Source organism: Pseudomonas sp. rhizo66 (assembly GCF_031931925.1).
Lineage (GTDB): Bacteria > Pseudomonadota > Gammaproteobacteria > Pseudomonadales > Pseudomonadaceae > Aquipseudomonas.
Genome location: NZ_JAUJWZ010000016.1, coordinates 1 through 16,493, shown reverse-complemented (window position 1 = coordinate 16,493; position 16,493 = coordinate 1). Strand labels below are relative to the sequence as shown.

General features: G+C 60.2%; 17 protein-coding genes. 5 read left to right on the top strand and 12 right to left on the bottom strand.

Going from position 1 to position 16,493, the window contains the following annotated elements:
- Positions 1-2: 2 nt before the first annotated feature.
- Genes QZR14_RS19050 through QZR14_RS19030 form a run of 5 tightly spaced genes read right to left on the bottom strand, consistent with a single transcriptional unit; the run spans position 3 to position 3,850 of the window.
- The gene (locus tag QZR14_RS19050) at positions 3-833 is read right to left on the bottom strand and encodes a DUF2797 domain-containing protein (RefSeq protein ID WP_311997400.1); all 831 of its coding nucleotides are present in this window, start codon (positions 831-833) and stop codon (positions 3-5) included.
- The gene (locus QZR14_RS19045; RefSeq protein ID WP_007919229.1) at positions 830-1,090 is read right to left on the bottom strand and encodes a YeaC family protein; all 261 of its coding nucleotides are present in this window, start codon (positions 1,088-1,090) and stop codon (positions 830-832) included. The genes QZR14_RS19050 and QZR14_RS19045 overlap by 4 nt, the downstream gene beginning before the upstream one ends.
- A 32-nt stretch (positions 1,091-1,122) precedes the next feature.
- Complete coding sequence (locus tag QZR14_RS19040) at positions 1,123-1,992, bottom strand: rhomboid family intramembrane serine protease (RefSeq protein ID WP_311997399.1); 870 nt, start codon at positions 1,990-1,992, stop codon at positions 1,123-1,125.
- Complete coding sequence (locus QZR14_RS19035) at positions 1,989-2,960, bottom strand: metallophosphoesterase (RefSeq protein WP_311997398.1); 972 nt, start codon at positions 2,958-2,960, stop codon at positions 1,989-1,991. Before QZR14_RS19035 ends, QZR14_RS19040 begins: the two co-directional genes overlap by 4 nt.
- Positions 2,960-3,850, bottom strand: coding sequence for an NAD(+) kinase (locus QZR14_RS19030; RefSeq protein ID WP_003224174.1), 891 nt, complete (start codon positions 3,848-3,850; stop codon positions 2,960-2,962). Before QZR14_RS19030 ends, QZR14_RS19035 begins: the two co-directional genes overlap by 1 nt.
- 115 nt (positions 3,851-3,965) lie before the next feature.
- Between QZR14_RS19030 and QZR14_RS19025 the strand changes: the two genes are divergently transcribed.
- Positions 3,966-4,916: a DUF1853 family protein gene (locus tag QZR14_RS19025; RefSeq protein ID WP_311997397.1), complete on the top strand. Its 951-nt coding sequence runs from the start codon at positions 3,966-3,968 to the stop codon at positions 4,914-4,916.
- A 185-nt stretch (positions 4,917-5,101) separates the two neighbouring features.
- On the opposite strand, the gene QZR14_RS19020 is transcribed toward QZR14_RS19025, so the two are convergent.
- On the bottom strand, positions 5,102-6,385 hold the full coding sequence (locus QZR14_RS19020) for an arsenic transporter (RefSeq protein WP_250604583.1): 1,284 nt from the start codon (positions 6,383-6,385) through the stop codon (positions 5,102-5,104).
- Positions 6,386-6,554: 169 nt separating this feature from the next.
- Complete coding sequence (locus QZR14_RS19015; protein WP_064390479.1) at positions 6,555-7,112, bottom strand: NADPH-dependent FMN reductase; 558 nt, start codon at positions 7,110-7,112, stop codon at positions 6,555-6,557.
- Positions 7,113-7,295: 183 nt separating this feature from the next.
- Between QZR14_RS19015 and QZR14_RS19010 the strand changes: the two genes are divergently transcribed.
- Together QZR14_RS19010 and QZR14_RS19005 are read left to right on the top strand one after the other, a co-directional pair.
- On the top strand, positions 7,296-7,526 hold the full coding sequence (locus tag QZR14_RS19010) for a hypothetical protein (RefSeq protein ID WP_250604579.1): 231 nt from the start codon (positions 7,296-7,298) through the stop codon (positions 7,524-7,526).
- Positions 7,527-7,611: 85 nt separating this feature from the next.
- Complete coding sequence (locus tag QZR14_RS19005; RefSeq protein ID WP_311997396.1) at positions 7,612-8,505, top strand: LysR family transcriptional regulator; 894 nt, start codon at positions 7,612-7,614, stop codon at positions 8,503-8,505.
- Here QZR14_RS19005 and QZR14_RS19000 read toward each other — a convergent pair.
- The 5 genes from QZR14_RS19000 to QZR14_RS18980 all read right to left on the bottom strand — a co-directional run bounded on the left by QZR14_RS19000 (position 8,471) and on the right by QZR14_RS18980 (position 13,802).
- Positions 8,471-9,085, bottom strand: coding sequence for a GNAT family N-acetyltransferase (locus tag QZR14_RS19000; RefSeq protein ID WP_311997395.1), 615 nt, complete (start codon positions 9,083-9,085; stop codon positions 8,471-8,473). The genes QZR14_RS19005 and QZR14_RS19000 overlap by 35 nt on opposite strands.
- 14 nt (positions 9,086-9,099) lie before the next feature.
- Positions 9,100-11,355: an Orn/Lys/Arg decarboxylase N-terminal domain-containing protein gene (locus tag QZR14_RS18995; protein ID WP_250604573.1), complete on the bottom strand. Its 2,256-nt coding sequence runs from the start codon at positions 11,353-11,355 to the stop codon at positions 9,100-9,102.
- A 188-nt stretch (positions 11,356-11,543) separates the two neighbouring features.
- Positions 11,544-12,302, bottom strand: a complete 759-nt coding sequence (gene dnaQ, locus QZR14_RS18990) for a DNA polymerase III subunit epsilon (protein ID WP_250604571.1) — start codon at positions 12,300-12,302, stop codon at positions 11,544-11,546.
- Positions 12,303-12,482: 180 nt separating this feature from the next.
- Positions 12,483-12,953 (bottom strand): ribonuclease HI, encoded by a 471-nt coding sequence (gene rnhA, locus QZR14_RS18985; RefSeq protein WP_007910572.1) that lies wholly within the window; start codon positions 12,951-12,953, stop codon positions 12,483-12,485.
- A gap of 90 nt (positions 12,954-13,043) precedes the next feature.
- On the bottom strand, positions 13,044-13,802 hold the full coding sequence (locus QZR14_RS18980; RefSeq protein ID WP_007910573.1) for a class I SAM-dependent methyltransferase: 759 nt from the start codon (positions 13,800-13,802) through the stop codon (positions 13,044-13,046).
- Positions 13,803-13,868: 66 nt separating this feature from the next.
- Between QZR14_RS18980 and gloB the strand changes: the two genes are divergently transcribed.
- Positions 13,869-14,636 carry a hydroxyacylglutathione hydrolase gene (gloB, locus tag QZR14_RS18975; protein ID WP_311997394.1) on the top strand — a complete coding sequence of 256 codons (768 nt, stop codon included), beginning with the start codon at positions 13,869-13,871 and terminating at the stop codon, positions 14,634-14,636.
- Positions 14,637-14,735: 99 nt separating this feature from the next.
- Positions 14,736-16,199 (top strand): transglycosylase SLT domain-containing protein, encoded by a 1,464-nt coding sequence (locus QZR14_RS18970; RefSeq protein ID WP_311997393.1) that lies wholly within the window; start codon positions 14,736-14,738, stop codon positions 16,197-16,199.
- The last annotated feature ends 294 nt before the right edge of the window (positions 16,200-16,493 follow it).

Here is a 16,493-nt window from a genome sequence, read left to right as displayed (position 1 = left end):
CCTTATTGATGCACGGCGAGCTGATAAGCCGTGTACTTGCGAATGTTGATCACGCCGGTGTCGAAGATCAGGTACTGGCCCTTGATCCCCAGCAGCGTGCCTTCGGCAATCGGGTTCTTGTCCAGGTTGAAGCTGACGATTTTGGCCGGGTATTGCTCGACCGGATAGCGGATTTCCAGCGGTTCGACATCGGCAATGGTCTGAATGGCCTGCAGGCCGAATCGCTGCTGCAGGCCTTGCAGCCCTTCAGCACAGCTCTCGAACAGTTGATCGCGCACTTGTGCCAGATCGACCGCCGCCGCATCGCCCTTGAGCAGCGCGCGCCAGTTGGTTTTGTCGGCCACCTGACTGCGGAACAGGTCTTCGACGAAACCGGACTGCTGCCGCGTGGCAACGCGCATGATCGGCAACGCCTGACTGGCGCCCTGATCGAGCCAACGGGTCGGCAATTGCGTAGCACGGGTGATGCCAACCTTGATCCCCGACGAGTTGGCCAGGTAAACCACGTGGTCGGTCATGCAGAATTTCTCGCCCCACTCCGGCTCGCGGCAGGTGCCGGCCTCATAGTGGCAGCGCTCCGGGCTCATGATGCAGATGTCGCACTGCGCCAGTTTGGTCATGCACGGGTAGCAGTAACCCTGACTGAAACTGGTTTTGGTCTTGCGCCCGCAATGGGTGCAGTGGATCGCCCCCAGGTACTCCAGACGCACCGTGCTGCCGATCAACGGATTGACCGGCACCTCGACGTCATCCAGACGAAACGCGTATTGCACGTTCGGCCCGTCCAGGCGCGCCGACATTTTGCTGATTGCACCGCGGCCAATCTCGATCAATGGATGGCATCCGACTTGAACAGGATGTTCGGCACTTCGATCGACTTCGATGCACATTCCTGCGGGCCCATGTAACCGGTGCGCTGGTCTTCAGGCAGGTTCTGGATTTCCCAGGCGATCATCGCCTGCAACGACAGCTCGCGCTGTTCGGCGGTGAGTTTGCCACCGTCGGACCATTTGCCGATTTCCACAGCCAGTTTCAGGCTCTCGTAAATGTCCGGGGTAATGTTGTTGATCATGTCGTTAAAAGAGGACATCAGGGTCTCCGTGCTCTTTATCTACTGAAATTTCAAGCGGCCAGTTTACGGCGGTTATACAAACCGCCCAACAAACCGGTTAAGCATCCGATGAGTAACCCGCCGACGTGGGCGGCGTTGGCAATTTCGCCGAAACCGATCATCGAGATCAGCCCGGACATGCACACCAGCAACCACACCAGCATCATCACCAGCACGCCACGCGGCAGGCGATAGGCCGGGTTCGGCGCCAGCAGCTGGAAGATCCAGCAATGCCCGAGCAAGCCGTAAAGTACGCCGGACAGGCCGCCGAACAAGGTCGGGCCGCTCCAGGCAAATTGCGCGTAGTTGGACACCAGGCTGAACAGCAGCGTCAGGCCGATCAGGTTGATGCTGCCCTGGCGCGACTCGATGCGCCGCCCCAGTTCCCAGTACCACATGCCGTTCATGGCCAGATGGAGGATGCCGAAGTGGATCAGCATCGGTGTGACCAGACGCCACCACTGCCCCGCCGCCAGACTGTCCGCCAATGGCGTGAAATGAATGTATTCGCCGACCACCTGAAAATCGAGAAAGGTAAGCCAGCGCAAGGTTTGCAGGTTTTCACCCAGATAGGTCAGCCCGCCAACGATCAGGCACAGCAGCAGGATGAACCCGGTGGCCTTGGCGTATTTCAGCTGTTCGGCAAAACCCGGACGCTTGAAGGTCTGCGCCACCGGGATATCCAGGGTTTGCTCGGGATCGCCCGCCGGAAAGCGTTCGTACAACGAACGTACGTCTTCGCTGATTTCCGCCGGCGCCCATAACACCTGTTCGCCCGCCTCTTCACTGACCCGGTGCGGCACCTGCATGCGTTGCAGCAGCGTGACAAAACCGCTCAAGTCCACCGCCAGGGGCAGACGCAATACCGCTACCGCACTCATTGCAGCACCTCCGGTCGCTCGACATCGACCCAGACAAATTTATGCGGATCCAGACGTGTTTCCTGATCCAGACGATAGGCGACCAGTTTGCCGTAAAGCACCGCGCTGTAATCCAGGCAGGCGAGATTCGGACGGATCGGCGCCGGTTTGCCACTGCGCCAGTAATGGCCGACGAACAGCAATGGCTCGTCGACGCCGTAGCGCAGCAGGTTGTTTTTTTCGCTGGACGTCAGCGGTGTCTGCGCGACCGGCTCTGGCAGTGCATCAGGCTGGAAGACGATGTCGCCGTAGGTTTTCGGGTCATCTTCCCAGAACTTGGTGCGGAAGAACGAACGCACCAGACCGTCGCCGCTGGTCATGGTCAAACCGTGCGGCAAGCGCATGTCGGTGCCGCGCAGCAAACGGTCGAACACAGTGCAGGCGAAGCTGTCCGGCACCGCCGAGGCCTGCAGGAAGTGTTCGTCGATGCAACCGTTGGGGAACAGCGCGCGCAACGGCTCGATCAGGCCAGCATCCCAACAGGCATGCACGACGCGGAAGCGTCCGGCATCGACAAACAGCGGCAGCTCGTAGAACCAGCGCTGGAAATCGTGCCAGTCGCCGGGATGGTCTTCGAACTGGGTCAGGGTTTCGTGAAGCAGGCGCGCGTGGCGCGGCGTGTGTTCGCGAACGAACTGCTTGCCGCTGCCCGGTGGCGCCGGGGTGCTCCAGCCCAATGCGTTGAATTCGTGGTTGCCCATGATGCACAAGGCCTGACCGGCCTCGACCATGTCATGGACAATGTGCAGCGCCTCGCGGATGCGCGGGCCACGGTCGATGATGTCGCCGACAAACACGGCCATGCGCGATGAATGCCGCCAGACCCCGCCCTGCTTGTGATAACCGAGACGGTCCAGCAAGTGTTCGAGGGTCAAGGCGCATCCGTGCACGTCACCAATCAGGTCATAACTGCGCGCGGGATCGAGCATCAGTCGCCTCCACCGCCCAACTTGCTGCCCCAGCCGAGCTTGGTCCGGCAGACTTCGTAGTAGTTGTGATCGAGCGGATGAATCAGCCGCAGCTTCTGGGCTTTCTTGCTGACGGTGATGGTGTCGCCCGGCGCGCAGGTGAAATGGTTCTGCCCGTCGCAGGAGACTTGCGGGTAAATCTGCATGTTTTTCGACACGACGATTTTCAGCTCACTGTTGCCATCGACCACAATTGGCCGGCTCGACAACATATGGGGGTACATCGGCACGATCACAATGGCATCGAGCTTGGGATGCATGATCGGCCCGCCGGCAGACAGCGCGTAAGCGGTGGAACCGGTCGGCGTCGCGACGATCAGGCCGTCGGCCTTCTGGCTGCAGACGAACTGGCCGTCGATGTACAGCTCGAACTCGATCATCCGCGTCGATTTGCCCGGGTGCAGCACGACATCGTTGAGCGCGTCGCCCTGACCGATTGCCTCGGCATGCCGGCGAACTTCGGCTTGCAGCAGGAAGCGGTTTTCGACCAGATAGTGGCCGTCGAGCACCTTGGCGACTTCGACTTCCAGCTCGTCCGGGCGAATGTCGGTGAGGAAGCCGAGGCTGCCACGGTTGATCCCCAGCACCGGAATATTGTGTTTGGCCAGCGCCCGCGCGGCGCCGAGCAGGCTGCCATCACCGCCGACGACGATGACCATGTCGCAGACTTCACCGAGCATCTTGCGCGACGAGGTTTGCAGGCCGTGGCCCGGCAGGACTTCGGCGATGGTGTCTTCGAGGATCACATGCAGGTGACGATCGAGCAGAAAGCGTTTCAGTCGGCGGACGGTATCCAGCACCTGGGAACTGCCCAGGCGACCGATGATGCCGATATTACGAAATTGCTCCATGGGACCTCTGCGGACAATCGAAAACGCGAAAACCACGATTATGGGCGAAAGCGCCGGTTAGACAAAATCCTTTCAGCCTCAAGGGTGTGCTCAGGTTTCAGGCTATGCTCGCAAGATGATCCTGTTTCCCGATTTGCTTCAGCTGCCCCACCAATTACGCCACCCGGAAGTGCGGGATCTGGCGTGGGTGATCCTCGCCCCGCCGATGCTCGCCACCACACCGTGGCCGCAGCGTCATCCGCTGGCCGGCAGCGACTGGGTGCATGACCCGCAGCGACTGGAACACTGGTTGCGCGAGCTCGACCGCGACAGTTATGGCTTGTTGCACTGGCTGTCGCAGGCTCGCACCCGGCGTCTGGGCCTGTATTACGAGCGTCTTTGGCAGTTCGCCGTAGAGCATGCGCCGGGCATCGAACTGATTGCGGCCAACCTGCCGATCCGTCGTGAGGGACATACCCTCGGCGAGCTGGACATGCTGCTGCGTGACCGCGACGGCGTGCATCACCTGGAACTGGCGATCAAGCTTTACCTCGGCCCGCAACATGGCGACGGTCGTGATCCGGCGCAGTGGTTGGGGCCGGGCTGTCATGATCGACTGGATCGCAAACTGGCGCATCTGGCCGAGCATCAACTGCCGATCTCGGCGCGCCCGGAGAGCCGCGAAGTGCTGGCGGCGCTGGATATCGAGGTGTTCAGTGCGCAGCTGTGGCTCGGTGGCTATTTGCTGTACCCGTGGCCGGGACAGGCTGAATCACCGAGCGGTGCGCATCCGCAGCATTTGCGCGGCAGTTGGTTGCATCAGAAGGATTGGCCGGCATTCGTCGCGCAACGTCCGGCAGGACGCTGGCAACCCCTGCCCCGCCACGCCTGGCTGGCGCCGGCGCATTATCCGGCGGATCAGACGTGGAGCGTCGAGCATTTGCAGAGTTGGCTGGAGGATCTGGAACCGCTGGCCCCGGCGCAATTGATGGTGCGCCTGATCGAGAATACGCAAGGGCAATGGGAAGAGGCGGAGCGGTTGTTTCTGGTGTCGGACCTTTGGCCGAATGTACCCGGCCAGGCCTGATTTTTTTGTGTCGCCTGTACCGGCCCCATCGCTGGCAAGCCAGCTCCCACAGGTTTTGTGGTGTGGCCCAGATAGTGAACACACCACAAAGCTAATGGGAGCTGGCTTTGTGGTGTGGCTCAGGTAGTGAACACACAGAAAATCCCTGTGGGAGCTGGCTTGCCAGCGATTGGGGCCGACTGGGTCTAGAAGGAAAGCCGTACAGCCAAAGCCGCCAACGTCACCAACAACACCGGCACCGTCAGCACAATCCCGACCCGGAAGTAATACCCCCAGCCAATGTGAATGCCTTTGCGCTCCAGCACATGCAGCCACAACAACGTGGCCAGGCTGCCAATCGGCGTAATCTTCGGCCCCAGGTCACTGCCAATCACGTTGGCATAAATCATCGCTTCCTTGACCACTCCGCTGGCCTGACTGGCATCAATCGACAACAAACCAATCAACACCGTCGGCAAGTTGTTCATGATCGATGACAGTAACGCGGTCAGCACACCGGTGCCCATTGCCGCGCCCCAGACGCCATGACCGGCGAAGACATCCAGCCAACCGGCCAGATACCCGGTCAGCCCGGCATTGCGCAGGCCATACACCACCAGATACATGCCCAACGAGAAAATCACGATCTGCCACGGCGCTTCTTTCATCACCTTGCGCGTGGAAATCTTGTGGCCACGGGCGGCGATGCCCAGTAACAGCGCGGCGCACACGGCGGAAATCGCACTGATCGGAATGCCCAGCGGCTCCAGCGCAAAACAACCGATCAGCAGAATCACCAGCACTGCCCAACCGGCATAGAACGTGGCTTTATCGTGGATCGCGGTTTCGGGATGCTCGAGTTGCTCAGGGTCGTATGCCGATGGAATGTCGCGGCGGAAAAACCACAGCAACATGCCCAGCGTCGCCGCCACACTGACGAAGTTCACCGGCACCATCACTGCTGCGTAGCGGTTGAAGCCGATGTGAAAGAAGTCCGCCGAGACGATGTTGACCAGGTTCGACACCACCAAAGGCAAACTTGCGGTGTCGGCAATAAAACCCGCGCCCATGACGAACGCCAAGGTCGCCGCCGGTGAAAACCGTAGCGCCAGCAACATCGAAATCACGATCGGCGTGAGGATCAACGCTGCACCGTCATTGGCAAACAACGCTGACACCAGCGCGCCGAGCAGCACCATAAAAGCAAACAGCTTGCGCCCACTGCCCCGCCCCCAACGTGCCACATGCAACGCGGCCCAGTTGAAGAACCCGGCCTCGTCGAGCAGCAGGCTGATGATGATCAGCGCGACAAAGGTACCGGTGGCGTTCCAGATGATCTGCCAGACCAGCGGGATATCGCTCAGGTGCACAACGCCGAAGATCAGCGCCAGCACAGCGCCCAGCGTCGCACTCCAGCCGACGCCGAGGCCTTTCGGTTGCCAGATGACAAGGGTAATGGTCAGCAGGAAAATCAGTGACGCAGCGAGCATCCGCAACAGCCTTCAAAGAGTGAGGTAAAAAGGCCACGACGAGTGCCGAGCCAGAAATATAACCTGTGGGAGCGAGCCTGCTCGCGAAAGCGCACTGTCAGTCGCCGTTGATGCAACGGCTGACGACGCCTTCGCGAGCAGGCTCGCTCCCACAGGGGATTCGGTGAAGTTACTTCTTGTGTTGCTCTACGAACTGTCCGTAGGCATTGATAAAGCTTTGCAGAAAAGGTTTCACCGTTTCGCTCAACTTGCCCGCCTCGTCAAACGCCGAGCCCGCGCCGCCGAGGTACGCTTCCGGCTGCTGCATGCATGGCACATTGAGAAACACGAACGACTGTCGCAGGTGCTGGTTCGCCCCGAAACCACCGATCGCACCCGGCGACACGCTGATCACCGCTCCCGGCTTGCCACTCCAGACAGCCTTGCCATACGGCCGCGAGCCAACGTCAATCGCATTCTTCAGTGGCGCGGGCACTGAACGGTTGTACTCGGGCGTGACAAACAGCACCGCGTCGGATGAACCCACTTTTTCCCGGAAAGTGCTGTAGGCTGCCGGCGGTGAATCACCGTCGATGTCTTCGTTATAGAGTGGCAGATCGCCAATTTCGACAATCTCAAGTTTGAGATTCGCCGGGGCCAGTTCAGCCAGAGCCAGGGCGACTTTGCGATTGATCGAAGCTTTACGCAGGCTACCGACCACTACGGCGACGTTGTAGACATTGCTCATGGAAGACTCTCGATGTCCGTGGGAGGAGCCACAAGTTATAGATGATCCGGTGACGATTCCACCAGCACACGATGGGAAATTCCCGCGCGCTGATTATTTTTTTCCTGTAGGAAAACTTACAGGCCTTGATGGCGGTCTACCAAGCCGTAAATCAAGCGTTTTATCTCCAGAGGTTCTAAGCAGATGGCAGCAGTACTCGTCGGTCAGTTCCATGCAAGAGATGCGGAAGGCCGCGTTTATTCCGTGCATGAGTTCCAGGAATCCAACCCGTCGGCAGACGGTTCCACTGGCTCGGAGCCGATTTACAAACTGGCCATTGGCGATCGCGTCAACAAAGTCAGTGAGACCGAGTTTCTCCTGGTTCAGTCAGGCATCACCCTGACCCGCGAGCCTGAGACAACCGTCGCTTCATAACTGGCCGTTATGAGCAGAAGTCATATGCGCAGACTTGGGGTAGGATTCAGCCACTGACCCCACCTGCTGAACATGGACTTCACGCATGCGTTTACGTCATATCGAAGTGATTCAGGCGCTCTTGCAGACCGGTCACCTGGGCACCGCCGCCGAATGGTTGCAGTTGCCGGTGGCCGAGGTCGAAGAGCGTTTGCGCGAAGCCGAGAGTCAGTTGGGGTTCATGCTGTTCGCCAGCGTACGCGGGCGCCTGCAATCGACGCCCGAGGCGCGGGCGTTGCAGGTGGAAATCGCCCACGTCTATGAAGCGCTGGAGCCGGTGCAACGTCTGGCCAGCAGCCTTAAACAATACCTCGCCCCGCCCCTGCGCATCTTCGGCACCCCGCCGCTGGCGCAACAATTACTGCCACAAAGTCTCGCCGCCCTGCGCCGCCGCCTGCCCGATGCACCGTGCAGCCTGCTCAGTGCGCCGACCCGCGATATCGTCCGCAGCCTGTTGTTGCGCGAAAGCGATCTCGGCTTGAGCCTGCACGATCCCGAACATCCCGACATTGATTGCCGGCCACTGGCCCAAGGCAAGCTGCAACTGCTCGCGCCCCATGGCTGGCTGCAACCGAAACAGAAATACATTTCCCTGCAGGATCTGGCCGGTCAGGCCATGGTCGGCCTCGAAGGCCAGGATCCGCTGAGTCCGGCGCTGGAAAACAAACTTCAGGCCTTGCGCCCGGCGCCGAGCATCCAGACCCGCGTGCAAACCCACCAGATGATGCGCAGCATGGTCGAGGCCGGCGAAGGCCTGGCCATCGTTGACCCGTTCACTGCACTGGGCGCGCGCGCCAGCGGGCTGGATGTCTGCCCACTGTCGCCGGCCGTGCCGATCAGCCTCTACGCCCTGACGTTCAAGCACGCCGCGCCGACATCGGCGATCCAGACACTGCTGGCGATCATCACGGAACAAGCCGAGGCGATGCTAGCGAGCTGACGGGATTTTCCAGCGGGTTATCGAACAGTCGATACCAGAACAGCGCCACTTCGGCGGTGTTCGGATCAATGCCGCGGTAGCGCAACTGGTCGATACCGCCAATCACATAGCCGCAACGCTCATACAACCGACAAGCGCCGAGGTTGTTGTTCTGGGTTTCAAGCATGATCCCCGGCAGCTTTTTCTTGCGACTCCAGAACTGCGCGACATCCAGCAACGCCTTGGCCACGCCATGGCGCCGGGCCGGCGCATGCACCGCCAGTTCATCGATATGCGCGAAGCCGTTCCAGTTGGTGCTGATCACCAGATGGCCGACCGGCTCATCATCCAGATACGCCATGAAAATCGCGCTGTCCGGCGCGTTGTGAAAAGCGCTGAATTCTTCCGGATCGATGCCGTAGCACTTGCGGTACGGCACGATCGGCGTCACCCGCCAGCGCTCGACAGGCTGGCCGATCACGGCCGCGCCATAAGCGGCGACTTCGAAACTGAAATCGCTGCCCCAGATATACGGCGCAAAGCCTTCATCGGCGACACGCACCGACAGCCCTGGGTATTTCGGATTCATGACCGGTTGCATACTGGGAAAAGTCCTCATTCCTTGACGCAATCGACGGTGTATAGCCGTCCATTGCCTTCATCTTCATGCTGCAATCCATGCACATCCGCGACAAAACCGGGGAAGCTGCTATCGAACGTGCGAGCAAATTTCAGGTAATCAATGATCGAGCGGGTCGATTCGGTAAAGCGTTCGCCGGGCATGATCAGCGGAATCCCCGGCGGATACGGCACTAGCATCACCGCAGCGATGCGCCCTTCCAGGTCATCGATGGGCACCGCCTCGACTTCGCCACGCACCAGATGATCGTAAGCGTGGGCCGGTTTCATGGCAATTTCCGGCAGCACGGTGTACATGCGTTTGAGGTGTTTGGCTGTAGCGTTGCTGCGATAACAGGTGTGCAGTTGATCACACAAGTCGCGCAGCCCCATGCCGCGATAACGCGCAACGTCTTGCTGGGCAACGCACGGCAGGCAGGTGTCGAGACGCACATTGGCATCGTAGCTGCGCTTGAATTCCAGCAACTCGGTGAGCAGCGTGCTCCATTTGCCTTTGGTAATGCCCATGGAGAACAGCACCAGAAATGAATACAGGCCGGTCTTCTCCACCACCAGGCCACGCTCCCAGAGGAATTTGCTGACCACCGCCGCCGGAATGCCCTTATCGCTCAGCGCACCGCCGGCATTCAGCCCCGGCATCACCAGCGTGACTTTGATCGGGTCGAGCAAGACGTAATCATCACTGACCTCGCCGAAGCCATGCCATTCGGCGTCCGGTTGCAATAACCAGTCTTCGGTCTGCACGCGGTCGATGCCCTCGACACCCGGCGGCTGCCAGATCGAAAACCACCAGTCATCTGCGGCAATGTGCTGACGCAGATTGGCCAAAGCGCGACGGAAGCTCAGCGCTTCATCAAAGGTTTCTTGCAACAGCGATCGCCCGGCCGGACCTTCCATCATTGCCGAAGCAACGTCGAGCGAGGCAATGATGCTGTATTGCGGCGAAGTCGAGATGTGCATCATGAACGCTTCATTGAAACGATCACGATCCAGTTGCCGCGCGCCGCCGTCCTGCACATGAATCATCGAGGCCTGACTGAACGCAGCGAGCAGTTTGTGCGTGGAATGGGTGGTGAACACCAGCGGGCTGTCGGCCGTGCGTGAGGTGGCCATGCCATAGCGCCCGGCGAAGAATTCGTGAAACGCCGCGTAGGCATACCAGGCTTCGTCGAAGTGCAACACTTCGACGCTGTTGCCGAGGCTTTGCTTGATCAACTCGGCGTTGTAGCAGAGGCCGTCGTAGGTCGAGTTGGTGACCACGGCCAGTTTGACTTTCGGCGCGCGGCCCTTGGTCAGCGGACTGGCGTCGATCTTGGCCTGAATCGATTCGCGGCTGAATTCGCTCAGCGGGATCGGACCGATGATCCCCAGCTCATTACGCTCCGGGCACAGATACAACGGAATCGCTCCGGTCATGATGATCGCGTGCAACACCGATTTGTGGCAGTTGCGATCAACGAGTACCAGATCATCGCGACCGACCATCGAGTGCCAGACAATCTTGTTGGCCGTCGAGGTGCCATTGATCACGAAAAAGGTGTGATCGGCGCCGAAATTGCGCGCGGCGCGCGCTTCGGCTTCGGCCAGTGGCCCGGTGTGATCAAGCAGCGAACCAAGCTCCGGCACCGACACCGACAAGTCCGAACGCAGGGTATTTTCCCCGAAGAACTGGTGGAACGCCTGCCCGACCGGACTCTTGTGATACGCCACACCGCCGCCATGGCCGGGGGTGTGCCAGGAATAATTGGAGTCGGCGGTGTGCTGCACCAGCGCCTTGAAAAACGGCGGCAGCAACCCGTCCAGGTACTTGCGCGCCGCACGGGCCACTTGCCGGGCGAGGAACGGTACGGTGTCTTCGAACAGATAGAGAATGCCGCGCAATTGATTGAGCTCGGCCATGGCGTCGGCCGGGGCATTTTCCAGAGTGACTTGTTCGCCCAGGGCAAAGATCGGCAGATCCGGTGCACGCACCCGCGCCAGACCGATCAGTTCGGCCATGTTCTGCAACAGATGCGAATTGGTGCTCGCGTCCTCCGCGGCAATCAACATGCACGCGAGGCCGTGGTGGGTCGACGCGACCAAACGCCCTTCGGCGTAGTCGATGGCCGAAACGATATTGAAACCTTCCTGCTCCAACTCCCGGGCGATGCCACGGATACGGTCACCGGCAACCGTGTCGGCCTTGATGTCGCGATGGACAATCAACACCGGAAACTTCAAATCTTTGTACATGAGGCTCAGTGTCCTGAGGCGGCAGGTTTGAATCTGCCAATGCACTCAGGGTAGAGGGTTGCAGCGAAAGTGGCGAGGGTGGCCAGTTGGCTTCATGTCCGTAATAGCAAAAGATCGCAGCCTCCGGCAGCTCCTACAGGGAACGCATTCTCATGTAGAAGCTGCCGAAGGCTGCGATCCTTTGATCTTCAAGCCTGGGCGTCGGCTTCCGCGATCTGCGTCCACAACGCCGGACCACCGGCAGACTTGGCAATGATTTCCAGCCGCGCCATGTGCGCTGCCAGCTCTTCTTCCGTCGCACGAATGATCCGTGCAGGCTGACGATCGGCCGGCAAGCGCCGAATCTCGGTCGCCGAGTTGTCCGCGCCCTCGCCCGTGCCATTGCCATCAGACGCATTGCCGGCCAGCGACAGACTGGTCTGGCCGCCGGTCATGGTCAGGTAGACGTCGGCGAGAATCTCCGAGTCGAGCAAGGCGCCGTGCAGTTCACGGCCGGAGTTGTCGACACCATAACGTTTGCACAACGCATCGAGGCTGTTGCGCTGCCCCGGGTGACGTTCCCGGGCCATCATCAGGGTGTCGAGGATAGAGCAGTGTTGCGTGATGTCAGCGCGATCGTGCTGCCCCATCAAGGCGAATTCGTTGTTGATGAAGCCAACGTCGAACGCCGCGTTGTGGATGATCAGTTGTGCGCCCTGGATGAACTCGAAAAATTCATCGGCCACTTCGGCAAAACGCGGCTTGCCGACCAGAAACTCGTTGGTGATACCGTGAACGCCGATGGCGCCTTCATCACTCTCGCGATCCGGTTGCAGGTAAACGTGAAAATGCCGGCCCGTCAGGCGCCGACCGATCAGTTCGACGCAACCGATTTCAATGATCCGGTGACCATCGGTCACCGGCATGCCGGTGGTTTCGGTATCGAGTACAACGGATCTGGTGGCCATCAGTGTTCAGCTCTCAACGGGTCGATCTTGCAAAAAACGCGGATGTTAACACGCTCAGCGAGGTGTTTCAGTCAGACCGTGGTGCCCCATTCGCGAGCAGGCTCGCTCCCACAGAGGAACCGCATTCCAATGTGGGAGCGAGCCTGGTCGCGAAGGCCGCGCCACGATGTACCGGCAAAATCAGCTCTGCTTGTAACCGCGCACTTCGTCCACGCCACGGTTAGCCAACTGGTCAGCCCGCTCGTTACCGTGATGCCCGATGTGCCCACGCACCCATTTCCAGGTGACTTTGTGGCGGTTGACCTGCTCGTCCAGTTCTTTCCACAGATCAGCGTTTTTCACCGGCTCCTTCGCTGCGGTTTTCCAGCCGCGCTTCTTCCAGTTGGCCATCCACTCGTTGATGCCCTTCATCACGTATTGCGAGTCGGTCACCAGCAGTACTTCACACGGCCGCTTCAAAGCTTCGAGGCCACGGATCGCGCCGAGCAGTTCCATGCGATTGTTGGTGGTGTTGGCTTCGCCGCCCCACAGCTCCTTTTCGACGCCCTTGCACACCAGCAAAGCGCCCCAGCCGCCAGGGCCGGGGTTACCCTTGCAGGCACCGTCAGTAAACAGCTCTACGGTGTCGACGCTTTCAACGCTTTCGCTCATGCCACTCTATCCAGAAAAATGCCTGTCCTGCCGATCACGGACCGACAATGACCGAGGCCGGGACAGACCCGGCCACAAATAAAAGAAGGTTTACGGTTCGATTCGACGGCGGTTGACCTTGGCCATCGGCAGCGGAATCAGCTTGCCCATCGGCTCGCGGCGCTCCTGACGCAACGGCCGCAACCCGACCACGATCTTGCGCGCGACCAGTAAATAGAAGCCGCCACCCGACAGTTGCCAGTCACCGGCCTTGCGTTCCCAGCCGGCCAGACGGGCCTGCCACTTGGGTGACGCGAGCGGCGGACGATAGCACCCGAAGCGACGTTTCTCCAGCGCGAAACCCAGCAGATTGAGCCAATCAGCGACCCGCGACGGCGAGATGCAGCGCGCCTGACGCAAGGCGTCGTGGGCGAACACATGGCGCAGACCCCAGGTACTCCAAGGGTTGATGCCGATGATCAGCAAATGCCCGCCGGGGCGCACGCTGCTCGCCGCTTCACGCAGCAAACCGTGGGGCGACAGGCAGAAATCCAGACCGTGCTGCATCACCACCACGTCGGCGGCATGCTCGCTCAGCGGCCAGGCTTGCTCCTCGCAGACGATCTCGACCCCGGGCAACGGCGCACCCAAGCGCACATTGCGCTGCACTTGCGGCGCTGCCGGCGGGGTTTCGGCGGAAGGCCCGTAATGCACCAGATAACCGCCGAAGAAACGGCCCAGCTCGTCTTCGAGCATGCGCCGCTCTTCATCGAGCAGAAATTGCCCGAGCGGACCGGACAGCCATTCTCGGGCTGCACCGATCAGGGCCAGCCAGTCAGGATCAGCCTGTGCGAACGCTTTATCACTCATCGCATTCTCCAAAGCGCCAGGAACTACTAAGATGCGCCAATGTTTTCCGCTTGGCGAATTCCGACGATGATACAGATCAGTGCCCTGCCCGCGTTCACCGATAACTACATCTGGTTGTTACAGGATCACCGCACCCAGCGCTGCGCCGTGGTCGACCCGGGCGACGCCGCGCCGGTGCAGGCATGGCTTGAAGCGCATCCGGGCTGGGCATTGAGCGATATCCTGATCACCCACCACCATCATGATCACGTCGGCGGCGTCGAGCGCCTGAAAGCGGCAACCGGCGCCACAGTTTACGGCCCGGCCAGCGAAAGCATCCCGGGACGCGACGTGGCGCTCAAGGACAACGACAGCGTCAGCGTGCTCGGCTGGGACTTCGCAGTCTACGCAGTGCCCGGTCACACCCTTGGACACATTGCCTATTACCACCACGGCCTGCTGTTCTGCGGTGACACCCTGTTCGCCGCTGGCTGCGGTCGACTGTTCGAAGGCACGCCGGAGCAGATGCACCATTCGCTCAGCCGTCTCGCCGCGTTACCCGAAGATACGCTGGTCTACTGCACCCATGAATACACCCTGAGCAATCTGAAGTTTGCCGCCGCCGTCGAGCCGGGCAACCCGGACATCGCCGCCCGTCTGGAAAAAGTCACCCGGCAACGGCAAAACGGCGTCATGACCCTGCCCTCGACCTTGGCCCTGGAAAAGCTCACCAATCCGTTTTTGCGCACCACTGAAACATTGATTACACAAAAAGTGGACGAACGGGCAGGCGCTCAAAACCGGGCGCCGAGTGAGGTATTTGCGGCTCTGCGGGCCTGGAAAGATAAGTTCTAAGTGCCCCGCCACTTGGTACAAAAATTCTGAATGGTTGACCTAGGGGGGTGCGCTTTCTAGAATCGCCCGACATTTTTGCCCGGAACTTACTTCCAGCCAATGTCGTCATCCATACGTAAGTCCGTCAATTCAGACGCATTGACCCGCCTGGCGCAAGCCATCGCGGTGGCTGTGTCCGCCACGCTGGCGGGCTGTTCCAGCCATGCTCCGCAGACTGAAGCGACCCATACGCCGAACATTGCTGCGCGAGCCAAGCAGAAGCCGATGTGGCTGACTGAAAAGCCCAGCCCACAGGTTCCCCAGGACATCTGGGAACGCATGCGCCAGGGCTTTCAGCTGCAGGAAGGTCTTGGCGTAAACCCGCGCATTGAGCAACAGCGCCTGTGGTTCGCCAGCAACCCATCTTTCCTCGAGAACGCCGGCGAACGCGGCAGTCTCTATATTCACTACATCGTCGAACGCCTCGAAGAACGCAACATGCCGCTGGAACTGGCCCTGTTGCCAGTGATTGAAAGCGCCTACAACCCGATGGCCTATTCCCGGGCCGATGCAGTGGGGCTGTGGCAATTCATTCCGTCCACCGGGCGTTACTTCAACCTGCGTCAGACGCGCTTCTACGATGGCCGTCGCGACATCACCGCCTCGACCACGGCAGCGATGGATTACCTGACCCGCCTGCATGACATGTTCAACGGTGACTGGCTGCTGGCACTGGCGGCTTACAACGCTGGTGAAGGCACCGTCAGCCGCGCGATCGAGCGTAACGAAAAGCTCGGCCTGCCCACCGACTACTGGAACCTGCCGCTGCCGGCCGAAACCCAGGCTTACGTGCCGAAGCTGCTGGCGCTGTCGCAAGTGGTGCTGGCGCCGGAAGCCTACGGCGTGAACCTCAACCCGATCGCCAACGAACCGTACTTCCAGGTCGTCGAAATCAACCAGCGCATGGACCTGTCCAAAGTCGCAGCGGTTGCCAATATCGACGAAGACGAACTGTTCCAGCTCAACCCGGCGTTCAAGCAACGCACCACCATCGATGGCCCTCAGCATCTGCTGGTGCCGACGTCGAAGGCGCAATTGCTGACCGCCAGTTTGCAGACCATGCGTCCGGAAGAGTTGATCAGCCCGCGTTCGCTGAAACCAGTCTTCGAAGGCGCCGATCCGTCGGAAGTGGCCCAGCTCAAGCGTGCCTATCGGGTGAAGCGTGGCGACAACCTCGGCTCCATCGCCAAGGCCAACAAGGTCGAAGTCAAGGATCTGCAACGCTGGAACAAGCTGACCGGCAAGAATCTCAAGGTCGGCCAGACCCTGGTCATGCAGGACACCACCAAGCGCGCTCCGGCTCGCAAGTCCGGGCGCGTCAACACCGTGATTGCGGCCAACACCAAGAGCAAAGGCAAGGACGACAGCGCGCAGCAGACCCAGTACAAGGTCAAACGCGGCGACACGCTGTACGTCGTGGCGAAGCGCTTCAACGTTGAGATGCAGCATCTCAAGCGCTGGAACCCGGGTACGGGTAAAGCGTTGAAGCCGGGGCAGATGCTCACGGTTTATCAGCCGCACTGACAAAAGAGCCCCTGAGATTTCAGGGGCTTTTTTTGGTCCGGATTTTGTGGCGTGCTTTAGATCGATCCCCCTCACCCCAGCCCTCTCCCCCACGGGGGGCGAGGGGGAAAGGGAGCCGATCTCCGTGCTGTTGAAAATCCGAGTTCGACTCGGTATCGCAAGTCGGTGCAATTCGTCCAAACACCACGATCAGTCCCCTCTCCCTCCGGGAGAGGGTTAGGGTGAGGGGCTTTTCAAAACGTGAGTTCGACTCGACAGTTCAGGTCGGTGTAGCTCGCAAACACCGCAATCAGC